Annotated in this window: 8 protein-coding genes and 1 other RNA gene; 4 read left to right on the forward strand and 5 right to left on the reverse strand. The window is 39.9% G+C overall.

All coding sequences use genetic code 11. The features are described 5' to 3' along the window. Positions 1 to 44: 44 nt before the first annotated feature. Complete coding sequence (gene ald, locus MMU05_RS22000; protein ID WP_241143813.1) at positions 45 to 1,163, reverse strand: alanine dehydrogenase; 1,119 nt, start codon at positions 1,161 to 1,163, stop codon at positions 45 to 47. Between the two features lie 442 nt (positions 1,164 to 1,605). On the opposite strand from ald, the gene MMU05_RS22005 reads away from it, so the two are divergent. Continuing rightward, a complete protein-coding gene (locus MMU05_RS22005; RefSeq protein ID WP_241143814.1) occupies positions 1,606 to 4,023 on the forward strand; it encodes an alpha-ketoacid dehydrogenase subunit alpha/beta in 2,418 nt (805 codons plus the stop codon). Between the two features lie 70 nt (positions 4,024 to 4,093). On the opposite strand, the gene MMU05_RS22010 is transcribed toward MMU05_RS22005, so the two are convergent. After that, positions 4,094 to 4,768: a hypothetical protein gene (locus tag MMU05_RS22010; protein ID WP_241143815.1), complete on the reverse strand. Its 675-nt coding sequence runs from the start codon at positions 4,766 to 4,768 to the stop codon at positions 4,094 to 4,096. Positions 4,769 to 4,839: 71 nt separating this feature from the next. Between MMU05_RS22010 and MMU05_RS22015 the strand changes: the two genes are divergently transcribed. Then, positions 4,840 to 5,835 carry a long-chain-fatty-acid--protein ligase gene (locus MMU05_RS22015; RefSeq protein WP_241143820.1) on the forward strand — a complete coding sequence of 332 codons (996 nt, stop codon included), beginning with the start codon at positions 4,840 to 4,842 and terminating at the stop codon, positions 5,833 to 5,835. A gap of 187 nt (positions 5,836 to 6,022) precedes the next feature. Here the strand turns inward: MMU05_RS22015 and MMU05_RS22020 are convergent, their stop codons facing one another. Continuing rightward, positions 6,023 to 7,180, reverse strand: coding sequence for a sigma-54-dependent transcriptional regulator (locus MMU05_RS22020; RefSeq protein ID WP_241143816.1), 1,158 nt, complete (start codon positions 7,178 to 7,180; stop codon positions 6,023 to 6,025). Positions 7,181 to 7,207: 27 nt separating this feature from the next. Further along, an RNA gene (gene rnpB, locus MMU05_RS22025) (RNase P RNA component class A) lies at positions 7,208 to 7,614 on the reverse strand. Positions 7,615 to 7,848: 234 nt separating this feature from the next. On the opposite strand from rnpB, the gene MMU05_RS22030 reads away from it, so the two are divergent. Then, complete coding sequence (locus tag MMU05_RS22030; protein ID WP_241143817.1) at positions 7,849 to 10,290, forward strand: TonB-dependent receptor; 2,442 nt, start codon at positions 7,849 to 7,851, stop codon at positions 10,288 to 10,290. Between the two features lie 229 nt (positions 10,291 to 10,519). Beyond that, entirely contained in the window at positions 10,520 to 11,092 is a 573-nt protein-coding gene (locus MMU05_RS22035) for a DUF3109 family protein (RefSeq protein ID WP_241143818.1), read from the forward strand. A 39-nt stretch (positions 11,093 to 11,131) separates the two neighbouring features. Here MMU05_RS22035 and MMU05_RS22040 read toward each other — a convergent pair whose 3' ends face one another. Continuing rightward, positions 11,132 to 12,277, reverse strand: a complete 1,146-nt coding sequence (locus MMU05_RS22040; RefSeq protein ID WP_241143819.1) for an acyltransferase family protein — start codon at positions 12,275 to 12,277, stop codon at positions 11,132 to 11,134. Positions 12,278 to 12,451 lie beyond the last annotated feature (174 nt).

A 12,451-nucleotide genomic window follows, 5' to 3' on the forward strand; every position in this document is an offset into this window, starting at 1 on the left:
CACAAGGTCTTTCCAAGTGGGCTTCTGAAGGTTCTAATTTAATTTCAATCTGCTAAATATTTTTCAACCGGAACATAATCCATGTTGAAAGCCTCTGCTACGGCTTTGTAGACGATTTCGCCATTGATAACATTCAATCCAGGCACAAGATCAGGATTCTGTTGTGCGGCTTTCTTCCAACCTTTATCTGCTAATTGAATCGCATAAGGAAGGGTCGCATTGGTAAGTGCCAAAGTGGAAGTGTAAGGTACAGCTCCCGGCATATTGGCAACACAATAGTGAACTACATCATCAATGATATAAGTTGGGTTTTCATGAGTAGTTGGTTTGCATGTTTCGATGCAACCACCTTGGTCCACTGCCACATCCACCAAGACTGTTCCCGGTTTCATGATTTTGAGCATGTCCCTTGTGATCAAATGCGGCGCTTTCGCACCAGGAATGAGCACTGCACCCACAACCAAATCCGCGTGTTTGATCATCTCCCTGATGTTGTATTCATTGGACATCATCGTTTTGACATTTGCAGGCATGACATCTGCCAAGTAGCGCATTCTTGCGAGTGATACATCCATGATGGTCACATCAGCACCTAATCCTGCGGCCATCCAAGCCGCTTGCGTACCCACAATACCGCCACCTAAAATCAATACTTTGGCAGGCAAAACACCGGGAACACCACCAAGAAGGATACCTCTACCTTGAAGTGGTTTTTCAAGATAATTTGCACCTTTTTGGATTGCCATTCTTCCTGCTACTTCTGACATCGGAATCAAAAGGGGCAAACTTCTGTCCACTTTTTCTACTGTTTCATAAGCCAAACAGGTAGCTTTACTTTCTACCATGGCCTTTGTAAGCGGCTCATAAGAAGCAAAGTGAAAATAGGTAAACAATAATTGATTCTCTTTGATGAGCTTATATTCAGGTTCAATCGGTTCCTTTACTTTGATAATCATGTCAGCAATGGCATAGACCTCTTCGATAGTCGATAGGATGGTAGCGCCTGCCGTCATATATTCTTCATCACTAAAACCACTGCCAATCCCGGCTGTATGTTGAACAAAAACCTGATGGCCTCTTTTGACCAACTCTTTTGCGCCGGCTGGAGTCAAAGCAACCCTGTTCTCATTATTCTTGATTTCTTTTGGAGTACCGATTATCATATTGTTAAAATTTGGGTTTTTTAATCACAAACCCAAAGATAATATCAGGCACCTATTAAAAACCATAATCCATTCAATTATTTTGATTGTCATAAGAAAATGGTTGATTTTTGAAATATTGTTTCAAATTTTTTGTTTATTCTAAATATTATTTCAAAAATTATACTTTTGAAACAAAAAATTTTGAGAGTTTTATTTAAAATGATTTGGCTGATAATTTAATCTGTGGTTTTTATGTTTTATAATTTATTTTGGTTGCAATTATTAAAAAATAAGAATAATATATTGTATTTCGTGTTTTTAAGATCATTAATCAAAATTATTTATTGAAATTAATCGAAATTATTCTGTTTTTAAATTTGTAAAAATGTCAATTTTCTTTATTTTTGGAATACTTGCGTTTGAAATGAAATAAACCCAATTGGCTTTTAGATTATAAAAAATGAATGAAGTGGTAACATTCTCCAAACAGAAAAGCACCAACGTGTTAAATAAAGAGTCTTTGCTCAAAGAATACAGAATTGCCCAGGAAAGCCGTCAAGCGTCTTTGATGGGAAGAAAAGAGGTGTTTATGGGCAAAGCAAAATTTGGGATTTTTGGCGATGGCAAAGAGCTTGCTCAAATCGCTATGGCAAGGCATTTTCAAGATGGTGATTTCCGTGCTGGATATTACAGGGACCAAACGTTCATGTTTGCGATCGGTGAGTTGACCGTCCGGGAATATTTCGCCCAACTTTATGCGCACACTGATGTAAGCCTTGAACCTGCATCTGCAGGAAGGTTGATGAACGGCCACTTCGCAACCAGGTCTTTGAATGCTGATGGATCCTGGAAAGATCTGATTTCCATGAAAAATTCCTCTGCTGATATTTCACCTACAGCCGGTCAGATGCCCAAATTACTTGGATTGGCTTATGCTTCCAAGTTGTTTAGGGAAAGTGAAGTACTCAAGGAATTAAGCCAGTTTAGTAATAATGGAAATGAAGTGGCTTGGGGAACAATCGGCAATGCATCTACTTCAGAAGGGATGTTTTTCGAAACCATCAATGCTGCCGGGGTATTACAAGTCCCAATGGTGGTGTCCATTTGGGATGACGGATATGGCATTTCTGTTCCAAATGAATATCATACCACAAAGGGAAGCATTTCAGAGGTTCTAAGAGGGTTTCAGAGAAATGATGACCAGAAAGGTTTTGAAATATTCGTGGTAAAGGGTTGGGATTATGAAGGATTGGATAGGGCTTTTGAAAATGCCTCCAGAATTGCGAGGGAAGAGCATGTGCCTGTAATTATCCATGTGATAGAAGTAACCCAACCTCAGGGTCACTCTACTTCAGGTTCACATGAAAGATACAAATCAAAAGAAAGACTAGATTGGGAAAAGGAAAATGATTGTATCATCAAGTTCAGAGAATACCTAATCCAAACCGGAAAGATATCCGGGGAAGAACTTGATTTGATTGACCAGGAAGCCAAAACATACGTAAAAAGCCAGAAGGAGATTGCTTGGAAGGCTTTCGCAGGAGAAATAAAATCTGAATTGCAAGAAGCGGCTGTCTTACTTCAGGGTTTGTCCAAATCCTCCCAAGAGTCATCTTTAATTGAACAAATAACAGAAGAACTGACCAAAGCTTTAAATCCTATCCGGAAAGACGTAATCAGTACGGTTCGAAGGGCGCTTTGGGCGACAAAAAATGAAAATTCTGAAGCTAGAACAGAATTGTTATCCTGGTATTCATTTCAACAAAAATTAAATGAGGACAGGTATAATTCTCATTTGTATAGCCAATCAATATGGAGTGCGGATAATATTGCTCCGGTGATGGCAGAATATCCTGCTGATGCCTCAATGGTAGACGGCAGGGAAATATTGCAGGCATGTTTTGATCATCACCTTAAAAATGAACCCAAATTTTTTGCATTTGGAGAGGATGTTGGAAAGATAGGTGATGTAAACCAGGCGTTTGCGGGGCTTCAATCAAAGTACGGAGAGCTAAGAGTCACAGACACAGGCATCAGAGAATGCACAATAATTGGACAAGGGATTGGTGCAGCATTGAGAGGGCTTAGGCCAATGGCTGAAATTCAATATCTGGATTACATCTATTATGCATTGATGACATTGGCAGATGACCTTGCCTGCCTTCAGTACAGAACAAAAGGAGGCCAAAAAGCCCCTCTAATTGTAAGGACAAGAGGCCATAGGCTAGAAGGCGTTTGGCATGCAGGATCTCCCATTGGCATGATCTTACATTCTTTAAGGGGTATGCTGGTGTGTGTCCCGAGAAATATGACACAAGCAGCAGGCATGTATAATTCATTATTGGCAGCAGATGAACCGGCATTGGTGGTGGAGTGCCTCAATGGATACAGATTAAAGGAAAAAATGCCTTCCAATGTTGGTGAGTTTAAAGTTGCATTGGGACAACCTGAAGTTATAAAAGAAGGTAAAGACCTTACTGTAGTCACTTATGGATCTATGTGCAAGATCGTAATGGATGCAGCCGAAGATTTGCACCAGATGGGTATTGACATTGAAGTGATTGACGTCCAGACTCTATTGCCTTTTGATGTCAACCACAAGATTGTTGAATCTTTGAAGAAGACCAATAAAATTCTCTTCACTGATGAGGATGTTCCGGGTGGGGCAACAGCTTACATGATGCAACAAGTAATAGAAGAGCAAAAGGGATATTATTACCTGGATGTGGAACCTGCAACATTGCCGGGGAAAGCCCATAGACCGGCTTATTCATCGGATGGAGATTATTTTTCAAAACCTTCTGCAGATGATGTGGTCGAAAAAGTTTATGCATTAATGCATAATTCAGATCCTCTTAAGTTTCCTAAGATATTTTAATGATCCACAAAAAAGGTCTTCAAATTAATTTGAAGACCTTTTTTGTTATTATTACGTAATACATTTTTGATTAATTCCTTCGAATTTGATTCAGAGTCACTTCAGGACTCGACACCAAATTACTTCTATTCAATGCCCGGTCTTGAATTTCCACATCTATTCTCAGAGTATCATTTCTGAAAATAGAATTCCAACCAAAAGAAAGCATCGAATACCGAATACTTCCTTCAACGGGTAATGCTTCTGACCCATTGATTATCCTTGGAAATCTGCCGTTAAAGGTCGTGAAAAAAGGAGGATCTTCCCATTTGAATTCCGTATAAACACCATTTCTTTTGATAAAAAACCGGACAAAAATATTGTTGTGATCCTCATTTTGCTCCACCCACACGGTATCTCTTACAACAGTATTGTTTACAATTGGATTGATTACCCAATCTATTGGGTTATATGATGGGGCCTCAGGAGGCCTTTTACTATAAACAATTAGGCTTCCCGACTGGTCTCTGATAAAGGTGACTGGATTAAATGGGGGATCAACGTCACTTGGGTTTAAACCAAGATCGCCTTCAGCATCTTTGAAATTAATGGACAAGATAAGTGAGTCAGCCCCATCCGTAGTCGAAAAATTCAAATCCTTAAATGAAATTTCAGGTGTTGAGGGGAAATTGTCCGGAGGTGAAATACAGGCCCCTGAAACGAAAATGATGGATAATAAAATCAGATAGTTTTTTACATTGCTCATGCTGATGTAAATTTACAAGAAATTCTACGAGGTCAAAATATCTTAAGTTTTGAATGACTAATATTGAAACGATCAAGTATTTTAAAAGTTTTGGCGAAAGAATTTTGGATTCCAATTCAATTGACTTTGAGCAATCAGCCTTAGAGCTATACAGGTTCCAAATTGAAAAAAATTACATATACCGTCAATATGTCCAAGCTAGGGGTTTAATTAATTCAAAAGTTAAATTCATTGAGGACATTCCCTTTTTGCCAATAGGGTTTTTTAAAAACCACCAGGTTATTTCAGGACACATGGAAAATTTTCCGGGATTTTTCTCAAGCAGCGGGACCACAGGAAGTATTACCAGCAAGCATTATTTTTGGTCAGAGGAGTTTTACAGAAGACATTCGCTTCAGCTTTTTGAAAGGGAATATGGCAGCATTAAGAAATTTCACGTGCTCGCTCTTTTGCCCGCATACCTCGAAAGGAAAGGCAGTTCGCTAGTGAGTATGGCAGAATGGTTTATATCCCAATCAGAATCCAAGCATTCCGGTTTTTATCTATATAATCATGAAGAACTCATTTCAAAGCTTACACAACTTGCTTTGTCTAAAGAAAAGGTATTGTTATTGGGAGTGACTTTTGCATTACTTGACCTTGTTGAAAGCGGTACTTTTTTTCCAAAAAATGAAAACCTTATTGTAATGGAGACGGGAGGGATGAAGGGAAGGAGGAAAGAAATGATCCGAGAGGAGTTGCACCAGATTTTAATGGAAGGGTTTCATGTATCCAGAATCCATTCAGAATATGGCATGACAGAACTCATGTCGCAGGCATACTCCCAAGGGGAAGGTGTGTACAATTTACCAACCACTATGCGCGTTTACCTCAGAGATACCAATGACCCTTTGGCTTGGTCAGACAGGTCCCAAGGCGGAATCAATGTTATTGACCTGGCAAATTTTCATTCCTGCGCATTTATTGAAACACAGGATTTGGGAAGAAAAATAGGGGAAGGCAAAATTGAGGTTTTGGGTAGGTTTGACAACAGCGAAGTCCGTGGGTGCAATTTATTGGTCAATTAATTTTGTATTGATTTAATTATTAAACATCTTTGATTTTAAAACTCTAACATTTATGAGAAAAGCAACAATTATTGTAATGGCAGTTGGTATTTTGGCTTTAGGTGCATGTGCATCAAGCAAACCATGTCCTGCTTACGCCAAAGCTTTGGATAACAAAGAAATTAAAGGATAAAAAGTACGCTGACCTTTAATAGTCAGCATATTTCTTGATGTCACTCAGACTGATTGTTTTTTCACCCAAGATTATCAATCTTTCAACCACATTTCTTAGCTCGCGGATGTTGCCTGTCCAAGGGAACTCCTGAAGTTTGGTAAGCGCCTCTTTTGAGATTTCTTTTTTGGAGGTACCATATTCAGCAGCAACATCTTCAAGGAATTTTTCCACCAAAAGTGGAATATCTTCTTTGCGGTCTTTTAATGCAGGTACCTGAATCAGGATCACACTTAGCCTATGGTAAAGGTCTTCCCTGAAATTGCCTTCTTCGATGGCTTTTTTGAGGTCTTTATTCGTGGCAGCAAGAACCCTGACATCCACTTTAATGTCTTTGTCCCCACCGACACGGGTGATTTTATGGTCTTGAAGCGCCCTCAATACTTTTGACTGGGCTGAAAGACTCATGTCTCCGATTTCGTCGAGAAAAAGCGTCCCGGTATCGGCCTGCTCAAATTTCCCAATCCTTTGTTTTACTGCAGAAGTGAAGGATCCTTTTTCGTGCCCAAAAAGTTCACTTTCAATCAATTCCGAAGGAATTGCAGCACAGTTTACTGCGACAAAAGGAGCGTTGGATCGGTTGCTTTTTTGGTGAAGCCAATGGGCAACCAACTCTTTGCCGGTTCCATTGGGTCCTGTGATTAGAACCCTTGCATCAGTAGGAGCAACTTTTTCGATAGTGTCTTTTACGTGCATGATCGCAGAAGAATTCCCGACCATATCAAGTTTCTGAGAAAGTTTTTTCTTCAGGACTTTGGTTTCCGAAACCAAATTCTTTTTGTCCAAAGCATTCCTTACAGTCAACAAAAGTCTGTTGAGATCCGGGGGTTTTGGAATAAAATCAAAGGCCCCTTTTTTTGTCGCTTCCACTGCAGTTTCTATGGACCCGTGGGCAGAGATCATGATGAATTGTGGGGACTTGTCCAGGTCGGCTGCTTTTTCAAGCACTTCAATGCCATCCATTTTTGGCATTTTGATGTCACAAAGTACCAGATCGAAATCTTCATCCTTCATCATTTTTAAGCCTTGTTCCCCATCCTGGGCTTCCGAAATCTCGTATTTTTCATATTCAAGAATTTCTCTCAGTGTGGAGCGGATGATTTTTTCATCATCAATGATCAGGATTTTGGACATAATTGACTTTTAAGTTTAATTCAATAAAATAAGTGCAAGCCTGTAAGCCGGGTTCTGTTCAACATCCTAGGCGGATGAATCTCTTGTCATCTATCTAGGCCTGACTTCACAATCAGGCTCAATCGATCTACCCATCCCGCATAAAGACGAGCAACCTTTTATGAAACCAGGTTTCATCGCGGGACCTATTTGATCTTTCAACCCATAAGGTTTGCCTTGCCTCTCTCATCACTGAGAAAGCGGTGGGCTCTTACTCCACCTTTTCACCCTTATCCCGATAGCTATCGGGACGGTATATTTTCTGTGGCACTATCTGTTGTCAGGCTGTCTCCGGCATGACCCCTTCCTGTTAGGAAGTATGGCGCTCTGCGTTGCCCGGACTTTCCTCTTTTCCAAAGTTTTACCTCAAGAACAGCGACAAGTCGGCTTGCACGGTGCAAATTAAGTTAATTTCTCCAATCTTATTCTACGAAGATTATTGCCAATCAAGTTTTGATCTTTTGTTTTTATCAGGCTTTGCAGTGATTGAAAAAAACTATTGCTTGCTGATAATGATCAATAAATAGTATTGAAAAGCAGGATAATCTTATTTGGATTAAGTTTAAATAGAAGATAAGTTTGCATCTTTAAATAATAATAAATCTAAATAATAATTATAAATAATTGTTATGACCTTAAAACTGTTGACCATCCGAATAGTCATGGCCTTTTTATTAATTACCGGGGTTTCGCCGGCAGCTTTTCCAAATACAGACCCAAATACCGGAAAGACTTTGGTGGTATCAGGGAAAATCAGTTCCGTCGAAGGGGAATTTATCCCATATGCAAATATTATGGTAATGGGAACGGTCAAAGGAACCTACACCAATCTGGATGGAACTTTTCAGATTTTTGACTTAGCAGATGGGGACTACATGATTAAGGTATCAGCAATCGGATATAAAACTTTTACCCAGCCAATTAAAATCATTAATGGTCAAATCACCGAATTAGAACTGTCTTTTGAAGAAACAGGTGTCGAAATGCCACAGTTTACAGTGATAGCGGACAAAGACAGGATTTTCAGCAAAGTGCCTGGGTCTGTTTCTTATATTGATCAAAAAGAATTAAGAAATCTAAGTCCAATAAGTGGGAATGAAGCCATCAGAAGGTCTCCCGGTGTACATGTTGTGGATGAAGAGGGTGTCGGAATGCGCGTAAATATTGGAATTAGAGGTTTGGACCCTGACAGGAGCCGTTCGGTAATGATGATGGAAGATGGTGTCCCCATTGCTCTTGCTCCTTACGGTGAGCCTGAAATGTACTATACCCCTGCAATAGACCGCATGTCTGGTGTGGAGATTTTGAAAGGTTCAGGTCAGATTTTATATGGCCCTCAGACTATTGGTGGCGTAGTCAATTATATTACTGCTAATCCCCCCCAAGAAGAACAGGGGACTGTAAAAGTCCAAGCAGGGGATGGAGGATTTTTTTCAGGAATGGTTTCATATGGAAATACTTTTGGAAACACCGGGATCTCTGTCAATATCCTCAAAAAACGTGCTGATCAAATAGGATATGTGGGTTTTGACATTACTGATTTCAATACCAAATTGCTATTCGATATCAATTCCAAGTCAAGTCTTGGTGTGAAAATGGGTGTTTATGATGAAGTTTCAGATGCAACCTATATCGGATTGACACAGACTATGTTTGATGCTGGAGGACAGGATTTTACTAGAATGGCTCCGGATGACCGTTTGGGTGTGAGAAGATATTCCTTGAGTTTTTCTCACAAATATGACTTTTCTCCAAAAGTCAGGCTGAATACCATTGCTTATGGCTATACCACTACAAGAAATTGGAACAGACAGGACTTTTCTAGAAACACAAGTTCCAATACACCTCCTTCGAATTGGACGGGCGTAACCTGGGGTGATACCAATATTCCAAACGGCGCTGTTTTCATGAGAAATTCGACAGGAAACAGAGACCGCCAATTTGAAGTTGCAGGAATCGAACCACGTTTGGAAATCGACCATAACCTCTTTTCTAAAAACAACGAGCTGATCATCGGGACTAGGTATCTCTATGAAAAAGCATACGAGCAACGTGTAAATGGAACAAAAGCAGGGGTGTCAAGCGGAAACTTGGTGGAAGATGAAATCAGGTCCGGCCATGCTTTCAGTGCCTATGCCCAAAACAAATTGAATCTCAGTGAGAGGTTTTTGCTGAGTGCAGGTGTCCGGTTGGAAAACTTTGACTACGACAGACAGATCAATAGGAGGAGTTTTCCGGGAGTAGGTATAAGGGACACTTTGTTGGTGGCCAATAATGCTATCACTGAAGTAATTCCGGGTATCGGCTTCAACTACAAGCCGACTCAGCTCTTTAGTCTGTTTGGCGGTGCTCATAGGGGTTTTGCTCCACCAAGGGTGAAAGATGCAATTTCTAACCTTGGCGAGCCTTATGAATTGGAAGCTGAAAAAAGCTGGAATTACGAATTGGGATTCAGGACTGATATCAAAAACTGGATATTTCTGGAATTCACAGGATTCATGATGAATTTCTCCAATCAGATTATTCCCGTTTCTGAATCTTCCGGCGGTCAGGGTTCAGGCCTTGTCAACGGAGGCGCAACCACACACAGAGGCGTGGAAGGAGCTCTGGTGATGGAATTGAGCAAGCTGTTCGGATTGAAAAGGAACAAAATAGTATATGACTTTAATACCGCTATAATTGATGCTGAATTTTCAGAGGATAGGTTTTTGGGGGATGTGAATATCTCAGGGAACAGGACTCCCTATTCACCGGGATTCTTCTTCAATTCTGCCATTACTTTTGAATCCCAATCTGGTTTTGGTGCACGACTATTGGGAAATTTTGTCTCAAGTCAATTTACTGATGAAATAAATTCTTTGGTACCAAATCCAAATGGAGAAACAGGACAGATTGATTCCTACTTTGTATTGGATGCAGTTGTCAATTACAATGTTTCAAAATGGAATTCCACATTTAATCTTACCATAAAAAACATTACAGACGAGCGCTATATGGTGTCAAGGAGACCTCAGGGAATCAGGTTGGGACTACCAAGGATGATTTCTGCCGGTTTTGAATTCAGATTTTAAAAAAAAAAATAAAAAAGTTTAAACAATAATAATTGTCCTGTGTTTGTATGCTAAAGGCTTAAATAGCTTTTCTTCATAGTGCTGGGTTGAGCCGTTCCATTAATATGGGACGGTTCTTTTTTTTAAACCACAGGTAAAACCTCCTTTAGGATGCAGGCCAATAAAGATTGGATTTTTTTAGGTCTTTGAATTTCCTTCTTTGTTTCTTTGTAGTCAAAATAGCGATAAAATGATTTTAGTAGGAAATGCCGTGATCAGTGATGATATCAAGGAACAGTTTTTTGTCTGTGATTTGGAAAAGTGTAAGGGTGCGTGCTGTGTGGAAGGTGATGCAGGAGCTCCTTTGGAGGATGAGGAAACAGGTATTTTGGAAGAAATTTATCCCATTGTCAAAAATTATATCACAGCAGAAGGTCGACAGGCCATTGAATCCCAAGGTACTTGGGTTTTTGATAAAGACGGCGACAAAGGTACTCCGACCATCGGCGAAAACAGGGAATGTGCCTACGCCTTGTATGATGACAGGGGAATTCTGAAATGTGGGATCGAGCAGGCGTATTTGGATGGAAAAACCGATTTTAAAAAGCCGATCAGTTGCCATCTTTATCCTATCCGGATCAAGAAATATGACGAATTTGAAGCCCTAAATTATGACAGGTGGGACATCTGCAGTGCAGCATGCGTCTTGGGAGGCAGTTTGGGAGTCCCGGTTTACAAATTTCTGAAAGATGCACTGATCAGGAAATTTGGTCCTGAATGGTATGCTGAACTGGTAGCTGAAATAGAAGGTAAGGTCCGATAACCTTATAACTTTTGAAAATTGTAACCTTCTAATTCCTTCTCAGACCTTGATGTAGATTTTTTTCCTGTCCATCCAATATCCGATCAACCAAATCAAAATCATGTATGAGACGGCAAATAGGAGAGAAGCAGTTTTATCAGAAAGCCAACTTGTATAAGCAGCTTTATAGATGATACCTTTTAGGCTTTCACCTCCTATTTCAATGGAGTAGAATATGGTAATCACGACACCGGAAAGGACGTAAAGGATCAATGGGTTTCTGCCAAAAACTTCAAAAGGGTATGTCCAGTTTCTTTTTTTCCAAACCTCAATCACCCAAATCAAAAACCCGATAAGGAATAAATCAAGGCCAACTGTTAAAAGTACGTAGGAACTTGTCCATAACTTTTTGTTGATCGGAAAAACCAAATCCCAAATCAGGCAAAGAACAATCAGAATCAATCCACCAAAAAACAGGGATTTGACAGTTTTGATGTTATTTCCAATTTGTTGGATCAATTTTCCTGCGAAATACCCACCAATGACATTGACTACAGAGGGAAAAGTACTCAACAATCCTTCAGGTTCGAAGGGGACTCCTTCTCCCATATAGAGATTCCTCTCCCCGATGAGCAAAAGGTCGAGTTTTGACCCGAAATTACCCAACATGGAGTAAGGGTCAGCAGGATCTCCAAAGAAATAAAGGACTGCCCAATAGCCAAACAAGGCGACGATGCAATAAATGATTGCCCCTTTTTTTCCAAAATAAAAAAGGATCAGGGAGGCAAAAAGATAACAAAGGGCTATTCTTTGAAGAACACCGAGAAGCCTTACCTCTGCCCAATTGATCATTACAATTTCCCCGGATTCATTGTATTCGAAGAAAGGAAAAGCATTCAACCCCCATCCAATCAGAAAAATCAAGGCTGCCCTTTTGAAAACCTTCTTCAAAAAAATACCCTGTTCCATTTTTTCCATTTTCTTCATACTGAAGCTCATGGCATTGCCGACGACAAAAAGAAAAGTTGGAAAAACAAGGTCTGTAATAGTAAAACCATGCCAGTCGGCATGCGCAAAAGGCGCATAAAGATGGCTCCAACTTCCAGGAGTATTGACAACAACCATCAAAGCGATGGTCAGTCCGCGCAGTACATCTAGAGCAAGATAACGTTCCTGGAAAGGAACGCCTAAAGATTGGGTGGTCATAGGTTTTGGGTTTTGGGATTAATTATTCAATCAAAATAAACATAATTCAAATTTTTTAAAAAGCTATACAGCCAAAGGAAAAAAATAAATTGAAATATATGTATATCCGCAATGATACCAGTGGCCAAATAAATATAAAGTGACAGCTAGTGACAATCGTTATTTGTTAAAGAT

The organism is Cognataquiflexum rubidum, from assembly GCF_022538115.1.
Classification (GTDB): Bacteria; Bacteroidota; Bacteroidia; order Cytophagales; family Cyclobacteriaceae; genus Cognataquiflexum; species Cognataquiflexum rubidum.